Annotated in this window: 18 protein-coding genes; 6 read left to right on the top strand and 12 right to left on the bottom strand. The window is 49.7% G+C overall.

The features are described from left to right. Positions 1-65: 65 nt before the first annotated feature. On the top strand, positions 66-458 hold the full coding sequence (locus tag ACTHUE_RS04020) for an MliC family protein (RefSeq protein ID WP_004520107.1): 393 nt from the start codon (positions 66-68) through the stop codon (positions 456-458). Positions 459-676: 218 nt separating this feature from the next. Here ACTHUE_RS04020 and ACTHUE_RS04025 read toward each other — a convergent pair whose 3' ends face one another. The 4 genes from ACTHUE_RS04025 to ACTHUE_RS04040 all read right to left on the bottom strand — a co-directional run bounded on the left by ACTHUE_RS04025 (position 677) and on the right by ACTHUE_RS04040 (position 5,727). Continuing rightward, positions 677-1,051: a DUF5071 domain-containing protein gene (locus ACTHUE_RS04025; protein ID WP_004520105.1), complete on the bottom strand. Its 375-nt coding sequence runs from the start codon at positions 1,049-1,051 to the stop codon at positions 677-679. A 305-nt stretch (positions 1,052-1,356) separates the two neighbouring features. Next, positions 1,357-4,149: an isoleucine--tRNA ligase gene (gene ileS, locus ACTHUE_RS04030; RefSeq protein WP_004520103.1), complete on the bottom strand. Its 2,793-nt coding sequence runs from the start codon at positions 4,147-4,149 to the stop codon at positions 1,357-1,359. Positions 4,150-4,287: 138 nt separating this feature from the next. After that, positions 4,288-5,214, bottom strand: coding sequence for a bifunctional riboflavin kinase/FAD synthetase (ribF, locus tag ACTHUE_RS04035; protein ID WP_004520102.1), 927 nt, complete (start codon positions 5,212-5,214; stop codon positions 4,288-4,290). A gap of 123 nt (positions 5,215-5,337) precedes the next feature. Continuing rightward, the gene (locus ACTHUE_RS04040; RefSeq protein WP_004520101.1) at positions 5,338-5,727 is read right to left on the bottom strand and encodes a hypothetical protein; all 390 of its coding nucleotides are present in this window, start codon (positions 5,725-5,727) and stop codon (positions 5,338-5,340) included. A gap of 160 nt (positions 5,728-5,887) precedes the next feature. On the opposite strand from ACTHUE_RS04040, the gene ACTHUE_RS04045 reads away from it, so the two are divergent. The 3 genes from ACTHUE_RS04045 to ACTHUE_RS04055 all read left to right on the top strand — a co-directional run bounded on the left by ACTHUE_RS04045 (position 5,888) and on the right by ACTHUE_RS04055 (position 9,175). Further along, positions 5,888-6,763, top strand: coding sequence for a YoaK family protein (locus ACTHUE_RS04045; RefSeq protein ID WP_003747306.1), 876 nt, complete (start codon positions 5,888-5,890; stop codon positions 6,761-6,763). 218 nt (positions 6,764-6,981) lie between these two features. After that, positions 6,982-7,662, top strand: coding sequence for an OmpA family protein (locus ACTHUE_RS04050; RefSeq protein WP_004520099.1), 681 nt, complete (start codon positions 6,982-6,984; stop codon positions 7,660-7,662). 340 nt (positions 7,663-8,002) lie between these two features. Continuing rightward, complete coding sequence (locus tag ACTHUE_RS04055) at positions 8,003-9,175, top strand: NAD(P)H-dependent flavin oxidoreductase (RefSeq protein WP_004520097.1); 1,173 nt, start codon at positions 8,003-8,005, stop codon at positions 9,173-9,175. A gap of 115 nt (positions 9,176-9,290) precedes the next feature. Here the strand turns inward: ACTHUE_RS04055 and ACTHUE_RS04060 are convergent, their stop codons facing one another. Beyond that, positions 9,291-9,671: a carboxymuconolactone decarboxylase family protein gene (locus ACTHUE_RS04060; protein ID WP_004520096.1), complete on the bottom strand. Its 381-nt coding sequence runs from the start codon at positions 9,669-9,671 to the stop codon at positions 9,291-9,293. Positions 9,672-9,750: 79 nt separating this feature from the next. On the opposite strand from ACTHUE_RS04060, the gene ACTHUE_RS04065 reads away from it, so the two are divergent. Then, on the top strand, positions 9,751-10,110 hold the full coding sequence (locus ACTHUE_RS04065) for a MerR family transcriptional regulator (protein WP_004520095.1): 360 nt from the start codon (positions 9,751-9,753) through the stop codon (positions 10,108-10,110). 387 nt (positions 10,111-10,497) lie between these two features. Beyond that, a complete protein-coding gene (dapC, locus tag ACTHUE_RS04070) occupies positions 10,498-11,688 on the top strand; it encodes a succinyldiaminopimelate transaminase (RefSeq protein WP_004520092.1) in 1,191 nt (396 codons plus the stop codon). Between the two features lie 53 nt (positions 11,689-11,741). Here the strand turns inward: dapC and ACTHUE_RS04075 are convergent, their stop codons facing one another. The 7 genes from ACTHUE_RS04075 to ACTHUE_RS04105 form a co-directional block, all read right to left on the bottom strand. Next, positions 11,742-11,912, bottom strand: a complete 171-nt coding sequence (locus ACTHUE_RS04075; RefSeq protein WP_003747315.1) for a rubredoxin — start codon at positions 11,910-11,912, stop codon at positions 11,742-11,744. An 85-nt stretch (positions 11,913-11,997) separates the two neighbouring features. Beyond that, a complete protein-coding gene (locus ACTHUE_RS04080) occupies positions 11,998-13,089 on the bottom strand; it encodes an acyl-CoA dehydrogenase family protein (RefSeq protein WP_049336464.1) in 1,092 nt (363 codons plus the stop codon). Between the two features lie 124 nt (positions 13,090-13,213). After that, the gene (locus ACTHUE_RS04085) at positions 13,214-13,762 is read right to left on the bottom strand and encodes a carboxymuconolactone decarboxylase family protein (protein WP_039862234.1); all 549 of its coding nucleotides are present in this window, start codon (positions 13,760-13,762) and stop codon (positions 13,214-13,216) included. Between the two features lie 149 nt (positions 13,763-13,911). After that, positions 13,912-14,334 (bottom strand): YidB family protein, encoded by a 423-nt coding sequence (locus tag ACTHUE_RS04090; RefSeq protein ID WP_070695494.1) that lies wholly within the window; start codon positions 14,332-14,334, stop codon positions 13,912-13,914. A 163-nt stretch (positions 14,335-14,497) separates the two neighbouring features. Then, positions 14,498-14,953 (bottom strand): Holliday junction resolvase RuvX, encoded by a 456-nt coding sequence (gene ruvX, locus ACTHUE_RS04095; protein WP_004520086.1) that lies wholly within the window; start codon positions 14,951-14,953, stop codon positions 14,498-14,500. Beyond that, complete coding sequence (locus ACTHUE_RS04100; protein ID WP_004520085.1) at positions 14,946-15,494, bottom strand: YqgE/AlgH family protein; 549 nt, start codon at positions 15,492-15,494, stop codon at positions 14,946-14,948. Before ACTHUE_RS04100 ends, ruvX begins: the two co-directional genes overlap by 8 nt. A 30-nt stretch (positions 15,495-15,524) precedes the next feature. Beyond that, the coding region (locus tag ACTHUE_RS04105; RefSeq protein ID WP_440423045.1) for a CreA family protein at positions 15,525-15,772 on the bottom strand (248 nt) is incomplete at its 5' end.

Raw genomic sequence — 15,772 nt, forward strand, 5'->3', positions numbered from 1 at the left:
AGCCATAAAGATATTTATAACATGCCGCTACATTCTTCCTTCAACACTGACCATAGGAGTCAAAAATGAAAGTAAAAGCCCTGCTTGCAATTGCCGCCGCCATGAGCCTCGCTGCCTGTGCCGCACCCGAAGCCCATCAACATGACCATGGTCACCGTCACGAGCACAATCATGACCACGGCCGTACACACGATCATGATGCCCGTGTTCAATCATTCAGCTGCGAAAATGGCCTGTCTGTACAAATCCGAAACCTGAGCACCGATCAAGTTGAATTACGCCTTGACGACAAAGTTGCCACCCTGTCTTCTGCCGTTGCAGGTTCAGGCGAACGCTATGTTGCCAACCAAGGCTTGTTCGGTAAAGGCGCCGAATGGCATCAAAAAGGCAGCGAAGCATTCTTCGGCTTCACTGACCCATACGGCAACAAAGTAGAAACTTCTTGCTCTGCCCGCTAATTTCTACTTAGCAATAGAATAGCTGAAGGCCGTCTGAAAACTTGTTTCAGATGGCCTTTCATATTGGATAAAACGAAATTTCCGTTTAAGGATAAAATGCAAATATGAGGCTATTTGAAGGTTCAAAATACGTCCATACTCCACGGATAAGTAAGACCCTTTAAAAGGTATCTTCTCCGACAATGCATTATTTCAAAATCATTAAATATATATCTACCTTAATTTAAAACTTTTTCCAAGATTTCTTTAAGGTTTTCATCATCTTCATCCAAAATTAATTTTTCTGAAATATTATGAAGACAATGTTCCAAATCAATGGCTAAGGCTACTTGGTTTTGATAGGATAATTTTGGATAGAGTTCAAGTAAAACCCAATAAATGCATATACTATCATTTGAGTAAAAAATATTTGAAACGAATGGAAGTAATGTGTCTTGTCGTTCTACAAAGATTTCGACAATTTCACTAAAAACAGGAAAGTTCGCATCTCCCAACCATCCTGAGAGCCACTCCCCCATCTCAATTAATTCCTCATCGTTGCAGTCCTTAATTTTTTTGCAAGCCTTGATGTCAAACTTATCTTTAGGGCGCATAGGATACCTCATTGCTTTATTAAAGACTTACGAATACAGAATTGTAATGATTGATCTCAATTCTAGACAAATGATTATTCGTCATTCCTGTATCCTCAACAAATTTTCTCTGAAGTAAGAGTTATTTTGTGCAATTAAACTCCTACCCTGCAATAACTTGAAACCCTATCCTGCATTTTACCTAAATCACAAATCCCAATTACCCTTCAAAATCTATTCGCTATACAAAACAGATTCAATAAACAAAGGCCGTCTGAAAACCTATTACCAAAGTTTTCAGACGGCCTTTATCTTAGACCAAATAATTAAGCGTAATGTCTTTCTTCGCCTTTACCGTCAACGTTGTCGGCACAACGTTTACAGATGGTTTCATGGCCTGCAACTGCGCCCACATCGTGGGTATAGTGCCAGCAGCGTTCGCATTTTTCACCATCACTGGCTTTAGCGGTTACAGTAAGTTCATTACCTACTTTCACTTCAGCTTTAGACACCAGCAAAGCAAAACGCAATTCTTCGCCCAAAGTGTTCAGATAATCGGCAATTTCTTCCGGAGCCGTAATTTCGGTTTCGACTTGCAATGAAGAACCGACGGTTTTATCCGTACGCAAAGGCTCGATGGCGGCAGTTACTGCTTCGCGTGCTTCGCGGATTGCCGTCCATTTTTTCACCAATTCGGCTTCGGCTTTTTCATTGATGGATGGGAACTCATGCCAGGTGTGGAAGAGGACGCTGTCTTCTTCGCCGCCACCAATGATGTCCCATGCTTCCTCTCCGGTAAAGCACAAAATCGGCGCAATCAGCAGAACCAAACTGCGTGTGATGTGATACAGGGCTGTTTGCGCACTGCGGCGTGCATGGCTATCTGCTTTGGTGGTGTAGAGGCGGTCTTTCAGGATATCGAGGTAGAACGCGCCCAAGTCTTCCGAGCAGAAAGAAACAATGTCTTTTACGGCAAAGTGAAAGGCATAACGCGGATAGTAGTCGCCTGCCAGACGCTCTTGTAGCTGACGCGCCAATACCACGGCGTAGCGGTCGATTTCCACCATATCTGCCTGTTGCACGGCATCTTCAATAGGATTGAAGTCGCTGAGGTTGGCAAACAGGAAGCTCAAAGTGTTGCGGATACGACGGTAGCTTTCAGTAACGCGTTTGAGGATTTCTTTGGAAATCGCCAATTCACCGCTGTAATCGGTAGATGCCGCCCACAGACGCAGGATGTCCGCACCGAATTCATTGTAAACTTCTTGCGGTGCGACGACGTTGCCGATGGATTTCGACATTTTACGGCCATTTTGGTCAACCACGAAACCATGGGTCAGCAGCTGTTTGTATGGTGCACGACCCATGGATGAGGCGCAACCGGTCAACATAGAGGATTGGAACCAGCCGCGGTGTTGGTCGCTGCCTTCGAGGTAGAGGTCGGCAGGCCAGTCTAATTCTTCGCGCTGTTTCAAGACGGAATAATGGGTCGAGCCTGAGTCGAACCATACGTCCATGGTATCGGAAAGTTTGTCGTAATTTTCGCAATCTTCCGCGCTCAAGAGTTCGCTCTTATCAAGAGAGAACCATGCTTCGATGCCTTTTTCTTCGATGCGTTGTGCTACTTTCTCCAAAAGCTCAGCAGAGTTCGGATGCAGCTCACCGGTTTCTTTGTGAACAAAGAAGGTCATCGGCGTGCCCCAGTAGCGTTGGCGCGAAACCACCCAGTCAGGACGACCTTCAATCATGGCTTCCAAACGCGCACGACCCCATGACGGGAAGAATTCAGTGTCATCAACGGCTTTGATGGCTTTGTCGCGCAGGGTTTTACCGTCAGCACCTGCTTTGTCCATACCGACAAACCATTGGCCGGTCGCACGGTAAATCAACGGCGTTTTGTGGCGCCAGCAGTGGGCGTAGCTGTGTTCGATTTTACTGCTTGCCAAAAGGTTGCCGGTTTCTCCCAGCCATTGCAGGATGACGGGATTGGCTTCCCAAACGCTCATACCAGCGACACGAGGTGTTTCGCTGATGTATTTGCCTTCGGCGTTGACAGGGTTGTAAAGCTCGATACCGTATTTATTGCAGACAGCGTAGTCTTCCAGACCATGCGCAGGCGCAGTGTGCACCAAGCCGGTACCGGCGTCGGTGGTAACGTGTTCGCCGTTGAGCATGAGGATATCGCGTTCGAGGAACGGATGGTTCATGTGCAGGTTTTCCAGCTTGTCGCCGGTGGTTTCTGCCAATACTTTCAGGTCGTCTGAAGCGAAGCCGTAGCGTTTGAGCGCATCTTCTGCCAAATCTTTGGCCAACACCAATTTGCCTTTAGGCGTATCAATCAATTGATACACCACGTCTGCGCCAGCTGAAACAGCTTGGCTCGCAGGCAAAGTCCAAGGCGTGGTTGTCCAGATAACGGCAAACGCTTTGCCTTCGATGTCGGACAAACCGAATGCGGCGGCAAGCGCGGCATTGTCTTTAAACGGATAGGCAACGTCAATCGCAGGCGATACTTTGTCTTTGTATTCCACTTCTGCTTCCGCCAGTGAAGAGCCGCAGTCCAAGCAGAACTGAACCGGTTTCGCGCCGCGGTAGAGATAGCCGGATTTGTAGATTTCGCCGAGCATACGCACGGTATCGGCTTCGGTTTTGAAATCCATGGTCAGGTAAGGATTGTCCCAATCGCCCAACACACCCAAGCGGATAAAGTCTTTTTTCTGACGGGCAATCTGTTCGGCGGCGTATTCGCGGCACAATTCGCGGAAACGGGCTTTGGGCATGTCTTTGCCGTGCAGCTTCTCTACCATCACTTCGATGGGCAGGCCGTGGCAGTCCCAGCCCGGCACATAAGGCGCATCAAAACCGGCTTGGGTTTTGCTGCGGATAATAATGTCTTTGAGAATTTTATTGACGGCATGACCGATGTGGATGTCGCCGTTGGCATACGGAGGACCGTCGTGCAGAATAAATTTCGGACGGCCTTTGGCGATTTCACGCAGTTTTTGGTAGCGTTTTTGCTCGTACCAGCTTTTCAGCCATGCAGGCTCGCGCTTGGCAAGATTGCCGCGCATTGGAAACGGGCTCTCGAGCAGGTTTACGGTTTTACTGTAATCGGTCATTTTCTAATCTCTATTGTTGCGGTATTTCGGTTTCAGACGGCCTGATTGCTCATTTTAAAAAGAACAGGCCGTCTGAAAGAATTCAAAGGACTTATTGTAGCCCAATTGTCTTGATTTTATAAGCGTATAGAAGCGTTTCTATGGTTTCCAAACCTTTGCATCTTCCATATCTTGCAAAATTTGGGTTTTCAATGCTTCGATACTTTCAAATTTTTTCTCGTCACGCAGTTTGTGCAGGAAGCGGACGAAGATGCGCTGGCCGTACAAATCGCCGTTGAAATCGAACAGGTGGACTTCCAACTTTTGCGAACGGTTGTTGCTGACAGTGGGGTTAAAACCAAAGCTGGCCACGCCCCGGCGCGTACCGAATGCGCCGTCAGCTTCGACGACAAATACGCCGCTTAGCGCATAATGATACGGGGGAAGCTGGACGTTGGCGGTAGGCGAGTTGATGGTGCGGCCGAGTTTTTGCCCGTGCTTGACCTTGCCGCTTAACACGTAATCGTGCCCCAACAGTTTTTTGGCGTATTCCAACTTGCCGTCTGAAAGGGCTTGGCGGACGGCGGTACTGCTGGTGCGGATGTCTTCAACGATAACGGACGGTGTGCACTCGGTTTGCATATCAGGCTGTTGTGCCAAAAGTTCGAAACAGCCTTCCCGACCCGCACCGAAACGGAAATCATCGCCAATCAGCAGATAACGCGTATTGAGCGTTTTTCGCAAAAGCCGGTCGATAAACGTTTGTGCGCTCATCTCGGAGAAAGTTTGGTTAAAGCGCAAAACCCAAATGGCATCCACACAGCCGGTTTCACGCAAAAGGCGCAATTTAGTACGCAGCGGACTGATGCGGTAAGGCAGCTTTTTCCCGGCTTTACGCGCAAAAAACTCTTTGGGCTGAGGCTCAAAAATAACAACGACAACAGGCAGACCGCGCCGGTCTGCCTCTCGTTTGAGTTTTTGCAGGATATGTTTGTGCCCGAGGTGTACGCCGTCGAAGTTGCCAATGGTTACGGCGGCTCCTTGCGGAAATTGGGGCGGATGTCGCTGTCCAAGCCAGATGTTCATGGGTAGTTGGTAGTGTGTTTGAATAGGCGGCTATTGTAAACGTTATTGCCGTTTCAATAAACCTTAGGCCGCCTGAAACCAATAAATATATGCTTTCTGACGGCCCTAAGGTTTGTTAATACCTTACCACCACCAAGGATAACGGCCAAACGGATAACCCCAATCGTCGTAATAGCGATAGTAGCGGGCTTCGCGCAGCTGTTCTTGGGAAATATAGTTTTGCCATGCCATTTTGTAGCAGGCTTGGAACATCGGGTCGGAAACTTTGTCGATATATTTGAGGCGGAAGGCTTTTTGTTCCGCAGTTGCCACACCGGGTTTGCCTTCTTCGTCAAATTTGCGGCGGATCAGTGCGGCTGTTTCCTGATCGCATTGGGCGGCAAGATTGACTTGAAGATCCTGCTCATAGCGTTTCTGCGCTTGGGCGCGTGCGGCTTTTTGCTCGGGCGTGGTGGCGCAGGCGGCCAGCAATGCAACGGCGCCAAACAATAAGGTCAGACGGATAGGATTCATCGGATGTTTCCTTATGTTTATATCTTTCTATTAATGTACGCCCTCATTGTGTAATGGGCAAGTGTGGCAACTTGGGAACACTTTAGATTATTTGTTCTTATCGGCAGACAGTTGCATATAAAATACACCCTGTATGAATGTTTAACTCCAAACCCACTCGATGAACGCTGACAAACCGCCCCACTCCTACCGATTGCGCCACCACAGGCAACACACGCCGCCGTTTTGGCAGGCGGACCGCCCTTATCTGCACGAGCACAATATTTCCGATGCCCGTTTCAGACGGCTGGGCTATATCATGGCCTTTCTTGCCGGTGCGATTAATGCGGGGGGATTTTTTGCTTTTGCGCGCTATATTTCCCACGTAACCGGCTCCATGTCTCTTTTGGCTGATGTGCTGTATCTCCAAGACTGGTGGTCTGCCGCGGTGACTTTCATCAGCGTGTTGTGTTTTGTTGCCGGTGCCGCGCATTCGGGTTGGGTAATTTTATGGACGCAGCAGATGCGTTTCCGTGGCAGCTTTGGGTTTTCCATGTGGCTGGAAGCAGTTTATCTGTTGATATTCGGCTGGTTCGGTATTGCTGCGATGGAGTGGGATTTTGGCGGCTCTGATTTTATTATGCCGTCTTTAGCATTGTTTTTATTATGTTTTATTATGGGTATGCACAATACGGTTATCACGCTTCTTTCCGGCGGCGCCATCCGTTCCACCCACATGACCGGCACGGCGACCGACTTGGGCATTGAAATCTCACGCGCGCTTTATTACTCCAAACAGCATCATCCGCGCCTACCGCACGTCCGAGTTAACAAACCGAAAATGTGGCTTTTAAGCGGATTGATGCTGTCGTTTTTACTGGGCGGCGTGGTTGGCGCATGGGGTTATCATCTGGTCGGCCATCATTTCGCCCTGCCCGTTTCCGCCGTTTTGCTCATACTGGGTGCAGGTTCAGTGGGATACGATGTCAAGGTCAGATTGAAATGGGCATTCGTCAACTGGTATCGCCGCAAGCAGAAAAAACGGAAGAAACTGTAAAAAACTTTGCTTGTTATTTCGCGACAAAACGGCCAAACTGTCGGAGAAATGCAGAAATGCTTCAGAATTATGTTAACTGGCAAATATTTTCGTAATATCGGGTTAAACCCATTCTTTTGCGTTTCGGATATTGAGTATCATAAATCCGTAATGATCCACGCGGTTTTTATTCATTTTTTCAGACGGCCCGGGCCGTCATCTAATAAAGAGGATACGACATGAAATTCTTGAAACCCCTGACCGTTATTGCCACTGCAATTCCTTTGGCGCTCACCGGCTGTGTAACTGATCCTGTTACCGGCCAACAATCCGCCAGCAAAACCGCTATGTACGGTTTGGGCGGTGCGGCTGTTTGCGGCATCGTTGGTGCACTGACCCACGGCGGTAAAGGCGCGCGTAACTCCGCATTGGCTTGCGGTGCAGTAGGTGCGGGTATCGGCGGTTACATGGACTACCAAGAGAAAAAACTGCGTCAAAGCCTGGCCAACACCAACATCGAAGTTGAACGTCAAGGCAACCAAATCAAACTGGTTATGCCTGAAAACGTAACCTTCGCTACCGGCAGCGCCGCCCTGAGCGGCCATGCTCAAAGCGCCCTATCTGCCGCTGCGCAAACTTTGGTTCAATATCCTGACACCACTTTGACCATCAACGGCCACACCGACAACACCGGTAACGACGCCATCAACGAGCCATTGTCTCGCAACCGCGCCGAATCTGTTGCCACTTTCCTGCAATCCCGTGGCGTAAGCAGCACCCGTTTGAGCACTTTCGGTTACGGCTCCCGTCAACCAATCGCCTCCAACGCTACTGTTGAAGGCCGCGCACAAAACCGCCGCGTTGAAATCTTGATCAACCCTGACCAACGCGCCATTGATGCCGCTAAAAAACAAATGTAATCCGACATCTGTCCGATTCCCATACTTAAGGCCGTCTGAAATTTCAGACGGCCTTTTTCTTTGTAGATTTTGTTTGCAATTTCGCCTCCTCAATCCAACCCATCATAAAATTTATTCCTTTATTAACAAGACTTTTCAATTTTTTCTTTAAAAAAACTGTATTAATACTCTAATTTTTACACTAACTTAGAGTATAATTCCTAAAATTTTAAAAACACGCCTCATGCCGTCTGAAAAACGGCGGCGAAAAACACACTTATTTATATACACATCAGCCCGTTATCCAATCCATTTCATAGGATTTCAGACGGCACTATCCAGAATCTATGAAGGAGCATCCATGCAAAACAACTTTGACCCATTGATTATCCGTGGCAAATCACTGATCCCCGTCGTACAAGGCGGTATGGGTGTAGGCGTTTCCGCATCAAAACTCTCTAGCGCGGTTGCGCGCGAAAACGGCGTAGGTACCATCGCCAGCGTCGATTTGCGCCACTTGCACGAAGATTTGCTGGCTGAATCAAAAATCGATTCCAGCGAAGAAAAATACACCCGCCTCAACTGCATCGCGCTTGACCGTGAAATCAAAAAAGCCAAAGCCGATTCAGAAGGCAAAGGCATGATCGCCGTCAACGTCATGAAAGCCGTCAAAGACCATGCCGCCTACGTCCGTCAGGCCTGCGAATCCGGTGCAGACGCGATTGTAATGGGCGCAGGTTTACCTTTGGACTTGCCGGAAATGGCCGAGGGCTATCACAAAGATGTCGCCCTTTTCCCTATTTTGTCCGAATCACGCGGTATCAACATCGTTTTGAAACGTTGGATGAAAAAAGGCATCTTGCCCGATGCCATCGTTATCGAACACCCAGCCCACGCAGCCGGCCACTTGGGTGCGGCAACCGTTGACGGCGTGAACGATGCCAAATTCGAGTTCAAACGCGTTATTGAAGAAACGTTTGAAGTATTCAAAAACTTGGGCTTGGAAAGCGAAAAAATCCCGTTGGTACTCGCCGGCGGCATGGCAAACTTTGAAAAAGTCAAAACAGCCTTGAAAAACTGGGGCGCGTCCGCCGTTCAAATCGGTACCGCGTTTGCCGTGACCGAAGAAGGCGATGCCCACATCAACTTCAAGAAAACGCTGGCCGGTGCGGAAACCGAAAAAGTGGTTGAATTCATGTCTGTTGCCGGTTTGCCTGCACGCGGCGTGCGCACCAAATTCCTCGACAACTACATCAAACGCGAGGCCAAATTGCAAGCCAACGCCAAAAACGATCCGCGCCGTTGCACCCAAGGCCTGAACTGCCTGACCAGCTGCGGCTTGCGCGACGGTTTGGCCAAAGCCGGTCAATTCTGTATCGACATCCAACTTTCCGCCGCATTCCGCGGCGAGGTCGATAAAGGCCTGTTTTTCCGCGGCAAAGACCCATTGCCGTTTGGCAACGCCATCCGTACGGTTCAAGAAACCATTCATTATCTTTTGAACGGTTCCCTGCCCGTCGTCCCTGCCAAATAAACGCATCAATTTGTTTTGTGGATGTGCAGGCTGCTTTTCGTTTCTCAGGAACTCCGTTTTAACTTCGTTGAAGCTGCGCTTTCAGGTAGCCTTTTTAGGTTTCAGGCAGCCTGCATCACTCCGCCGCCGCAAACACCTCCTTCGCTACAAACACCGCATTCAGCACCTTCGGAAAACCCAAATACGGGATACATTGGATAAACGCCTCCACAATTTCATCGCGCGTCAGCCCCACGTTCAGCGAAGCGTGGATATGCACGCGCAACTGGTTTTCACAGCCGCCCTGCGCCGCCAGAGCCGCCAGCGTTACCAGCTCGCGCTGCCGCACATCAAGCTGCGGGCGCTGGTAAATCTCGCCAAACGCGAAACCAATGATGTATTTGCCCAAATCGGGCGAAATATCCGCCAACGCCTGCCTCACCTTGTCGCCCTGCTCGCCGTCGATTTCGTTCAGCTTCGCTAAGCCGCGTGCCATTAAATCCTGATGATTCAACATTTTTCGTCTCCATACTCAAATTTGCAAAATTGCACGGACAGGTTAAACTATCAAGCGCACTTTATAGCAAGGAGATTTGATGCAGACCAAGGAATTTGCCGCGCAAACGGGTTTGTCCGCCGCCACGCTGCGCTACTACGAGCAGGAAGGGCTGCTGCGCCCCGAACGAAACGCCAACGGCTACCGCGAATACGGTGCGCGCGATTTGGAATGGGTGGGTTTCATCCTTCGGCTGAAAGACATGGGCGTGCCGCTGGCGCAAATCAAGGAATACGCGCGGCTGCGGCATTTGGGCGATGAAACCGTCCCCGAACGTTACCGGATTTTGCAGGAACATCAGGCGGCTTTGAAACGCAAACGGCAGGAATTGGACGCTCATTGGGCGTTTTTGGAGCGGAAGCTGGCGTGGTATCGTGAGAAGATGGGCGGGCAGGGATAAGCAGCCTAAAAGCGTGAAAAGCAGCCTGCACATTTGGGAAAGCCCAAGTGCAGGCTGCTTTTGTGTTCCAACTTCGTTAAAGCTCGCGCTTTCAGACGGCCTTATCGGGGCGAGCGTCCCAAAACATAATTATTACAATTCACACGCCATGAATTGCTGAGCGCCCAGTGATAATCGATGATGATGTCTTCCGAATTGGTGAAAAAGGTGCGGTCGCTGTGCTGGCCGTAGCAGACGTTGCTGTAATAGTTGGTGATGACGGGACCGTTTTGACTGCATTCAAAAGGCCGTCTGAAAACATTTAAACCCTGTTTTCAGACGGCCTTTTTGTCCCAATCTATCTAAAAAATGCTAAGATTGTTGCCTTAATTTATCGGCAGAAACATCATGAACCCATTATTGAACCACCTCAAACCCTATCCTTTCGCCCGCCTGCGTGAAGCCATGCAAGGCATTGATGCACCCGAAGGTGTGACGCCCATTCATCTGCAAATCGGCGAGCCGAAACACCCGACGCCCAAAGTCATCACCGACGCGCTGACCACCTCCCTGCACGAACTGGAAAAATATCCGCTGACCGCTGGCCTGCCTGAACTGCGCCAAGCCTGCGCCGAATGGGTGGCCCGCCGTTATGATGGTTTGAGCCTCAATCCCGACAATGAAATCCTGCCCGTATTGGGCAGCCGGGAAGCTTTGTTCTCTTTTATCCAAACCGTTTTAAATCCGGCTTCAGACGGCCCCAAACCGGTCGTTATCAGCCCCAATCCTTTCTATCAAATTTACGAAGGCGCGACTATTTTGGGCGGCGGCGAAATCCATTTTGCCAACTGTCCTGCGCCCAGCTTCAACCCCGATTGGAGCAGCCTGCCTGAAGACGTATGGCAGCGCACCAAAGTCCTGATTGTCTGCTCGCCAAACAACCCGAGCGGCAGCGTCCTGCAATTAGAAGATTGGAAAGAAGTTTTTGATTTGCAAGACAAATACGGCTTCGTTATCGCCTCTGACGAATGCTATTCCGAAATCTATTTTGACGACAACAAACCGATCGGCGGCCTGCAGGCTGCGGCGCAATTAGGACGCGGTACACGCAACATTATTATGTTCACCAGCCTGTCCAAACGCTCCAACGTCCCCGGTTTGCGTTCCGGCTTTGTCGCAGGCGATGCCGAGTTGCTCAAAAACTTCCTGCTCTACCGCACCTACCACGGCAGCGCGATGAGCATTCCCGTCCAACGCGCCAGCATTGCCGCTTGGAACGATGAAGAACACGTCATCGACAACCGCCGCCTCTACCAAGAAAAATTCGACCGCGTCATCCCTATTTTGCAACAGGCATTCGATGTCAAACTGCCTGACGCGTCGTTCTACATTTGGCTGAAAGTTCCCGATGGCGACGACTTGGCATTTACGCGCAACCTGTGGCAGAAAGCCGCTATCCAAGTGTTGCCCGGCCGCTTCCTCGCCCGCGATACCGAACAAGGCAATCCGGGCGAAGGCTACGTCCGCATCGCTCTGGTTGCCGATGTGGAAAGCTGCGTCAAAGCGGCTGAAACCATGGTTGCTTTATACCGCCGATAAAACAAAGGCCGTCTGAAATTTCAGACGGCCTTTTTATTAAATAATCGGGTAATTTATATGGTGAAGTCCAGAAGGTAGAAATCTTCTTTGCCTACGCCGCACTCAGGGCATTTCCAGTCGTCGGGAATGTCTTCGAACTTGGTACCTGCCGGCAGGCCATGTTCGGGGTCGCCGACATCTTCATCGTAAATCCAGCCGCAAGGGCCGCACATATATTGAGCCATTTTGTATTCCTTCTATTTTAAAAAGGCCGTCTGAAACCGTATTTTCAGACGGCCTTTCGTGTGTTTTATTGTTGATATTTTGAATTTATTGAGCTGCTTCCAAAGCGGCGATTTCTTTACGCAGGTGTTTGATGGCCGGTGTTACGATGGCGACAAACATGGCCTCGCGGACGCGGCGTTGCGCCGGACTGCGCATCAGATAGCCTTTCGCGCCTGCATGCAATGCGGCAGATTGAGTGGCGTTCAGTGCCAACACAGCAGCCGCTTCACGCAGTTTCAAGGTTGCCAGCGTGTCAGGTTTATTGTTCCACGCATCATCGGCAAGGCGTTCGGTTTCCGCCCATGCGCCGTCCAACGCAGCTTTCAACTCATCGTAACTGTGGTCGAGGTATGAGTTCACTTCTGCGTTCACCACATTGGCCATGCGGATAATGCCGAGCGCACCGTCAATCACACCGGCGCCGATACCTATTTGCAGCAAGATGAAACCGGCTTTAATGGTCGGGATATAAGACTGGAACTGCTCAGGCGAAGCGATCACATCTTCATCGGGAATAAACACATCTTTAAAATTCAGGCTGTAAGTGCGCGTGCCTTCCAAACCGCAGAACTCAGGGCAATCTTGCAGGGTAACGCCTTCCCATTGACCGCCGGTGATAAACATCACATAGCTGTCGCCGATTTGGGCGGTATTTGCCCAAATGTGGTCTTCTCCGATATTGGATACCCAAGGCAAAGCACCGTTGATTTTGTAGCCGCCTTCGACGCGTTCGGCTTGCAGATTGTGTTTTTCGATACCGGCAAGGTGTTTGACGGTATTGGACATGCCCGTACCGGCCAAGACTTTGCCCTGCAGAATATCGGCCAAATATTTGGCTTTAACCGCTTGGTTGGGGGATTGATGCAGATACCACGCGCAAGCCGCCTGACACCATGCGCTGAACGAAGTGGCGCCGCATTCTTTACCGATTTCGCGCAATACGGCGATTTGCGTTGCCAAACCCAAACCGTTACCGCCCTCTTCAACCGTACCGGTTGCGGCAAAACCGCCGATTTTGCCCAATTCCAGCATAAATTCTTTCGGGTACAGGCCTTTGCGGTCGATGTCGTCCACCAATGGTTTCAGCTTGCTTTTAACGAGTTCGGCAACATTGTTCAGTAAAGCTTCGCGTGTCATGATTTTTTCCTCTGAATAAGGTTTGAAGCGTAGATGGTTCTACTCATGAATTATTCTTGGCAACAAGGATATCCTTGCTTTTTACTAAAAGGCCGTCTGAATTTTCAGACGGCCTTTGATGAGATTAGGCAAATGCCTGCAATTCAGGGTTGATTTCAGTTTTGGCAAGGTTGTTGACGTAGTTGCACAAGGTTGCCAAAGCAACGCCCATAACTACTTCAACGGCTTGCTGTTGGTTGTAACCGGCATCGAAGAATGCTTTCAGCTCGTCGTCGGATACTGCGCCTTTTTTCGCCATAACGGCTTGGGTGAATGTCGCCAAAGCACTCAGTTTGGCATCGTCAAACTCACCCGCAGCCAACGCGCGTGCGGCTTTGATGGATTGTTCGGACAACAGTTTTTTCAGGGTAGCCAGTTTGGTGTGGCCGGCAACGCAGAAACCGCATTCGTTGGTACGGGCGGCGATAATTTGGACAACTTCGACTTCGCCGTCAGTAAGGCTGTTGGCCGCATTCAGCTTGCCAACTTCTTGATAAAACGCCAAAGCTTCAGGCGCATTGGCCAAAACGCCGATCAGGTTAGGAATAAAGCCGTTGTTTTTCAATACGGCTTCAATGCGTGGTTTGGCGGCTTCAGGAGCGGTTTCGACTGTGTGTATGGTCAAGCGGGACATGTGTATAACCTTCTTATCTGGTGAAATGAAGTGCACATCATAAGCCATCCGTCTCCATCAGAAAAAGACTTATTGGTTATTTACCGCGAACCAAAAGTTATAAGGCCGTCTGAACGGATTCAGACGGCCTTATCAAATGATTCAACTCATTATTTCATAAAGTTTTTCAGTAGCATAGAAGCGATGTCGTCCAAGCCGAAGCCATCCGCATCTTGAGCCGTGCCGTTAGGCGTCGCTTTATCGACCAAGTCTGGCAACACTTTTGCCAACAAATCGCCTGCTTGGCCGGCATCCACGCCGAATTTTTGCGCGATTTGGTTCACGGTATCGCTGCCCAAAGCATTTTGCAGATCGCTGCCGGACACAGGCAGGTTGCTGGATTGGTTGGAAACCCAGCTGCTCAGAGCATCGCCCAAACCGCCTTGTTGCAGTTGGTTGATCAGGTTGCCCACGCCGTCTTGCTGTTTCACTAAATCCATCGCCATATCGGTCAGAGAACCTTGTGCGCCGTTTTCGTTGTTGCCACCCAACATTTGAGTAGCCGCATTCAAAAGATTGTCCATGAGTGCCATGACTTTTTCCTTGTATTTGTGTCTAAAAAAAGAAAACGGAGTGTAGCAAAATTTGTGCTGAAAAAATCAGGATTAACCAAACTAAACCTCTTTTATCTCAAAGCCGTAACAAAACAAAGGCCGTCTGAAACCCATTTTCAGACGGCCTTTATAATGAATAATACTATTCTTCGCGGCCATTGAAATACTCAGCCGCGCCACCTTCAAAAAAGCCTTGTAAAATTGCCTGCGCCGCCACTTGGTCAAGTACGGATTTTTGTTTTCGGCCAAATACTTGCGCTTCAGCAAGCAGGCTTTCCGCGTATAGGGAAGACATCCTTTCGTCCACCCAATAAACCGGCAAGTTAAAACGTCCGTGCAAACGGCGGCCAAATTTACGGCTCAAACGGGTCAGCTCATGCTCCGTGCCATCGGTATGCGTCGGCAGTCCGACCACAAAATACTTGGGTTGCCATTCTTTGACTAGCTTGGCAATGGCCTCAAATTTCTCATCATTGCTGTTGCCGGTTATCGTCGCCAGCGGATGGGTCATACCCAACTCAGCATCGCCCTGCGCCACGCCGATACGCGCCTCGCCGAAATCAAAAGCCAAAACCGTGCCTTTTGGTGCATCAGGCATGGCCGACTCCTGAAACCAAGGCGTTCGGATTGATGCCTAATTTTTCAAAAGCGGCGGCATAACGAAGCTCGTAAGGCACATCAAACAGAATATGCTCGTCCGCAGGGACGGTCAGCCAAACATTTTCTGCCAGCTCGCGCTCCAACTGCCCTTTACCCCATTTCGAATAACCAATGCTGATCAAAGCCTTGTCCACTGCACCTTCTTTAGACAAGTTTTCAATCACATCGCGCGAAGAAGTCAGCGCCACATTATCAGTTACCACCATGCTGTTTTGCCAGCGCCCGATCGGCGTATGCACGACATAGCCGCGCTCAATCTGAACCGGCCCGCCCATCATCACGTTTTCATGTTGCAGGCGCAACGGGATATTGCGGTCGGCGGCGGCGAAAATCATGTCCATGGTAATCGGCGAAGGCTTGTTGATGATGATGCCCAGCGCACCTTCTTCATCGTGTTCGCACACATAAATGACCGTATCCGTAAAAAACGGATCGTCCATATGAGGCATGGCAATCAGGAAATGGTTGGCTAAATTCATATTCTTCTTAATATCTATAAGCTGATTTTATTATTTTTGTCCGTCGGTAACCGGCGCATCCACCACGCACGCACCGTAAACTGCGCCGCCTGCCGGTACCGGCGTATCGGTTTTCGCATGGGCAAAACACGATACCGCGCTCAAAGAGTTTTTCGGCGAACCTTGAACGATTTTATCGCTGTACACCAAATAAGCGAAAGACTTACGTTTCGGATCGTAGTAGCGGATAATCTGTTGGCTCTTAAATGCTATGCTGGCACTGCGTTTGAACACTTGTC

The sequence above is a fragment of the Neisseria sp. P0021.S005 genome (assembly GCF_051956955.1).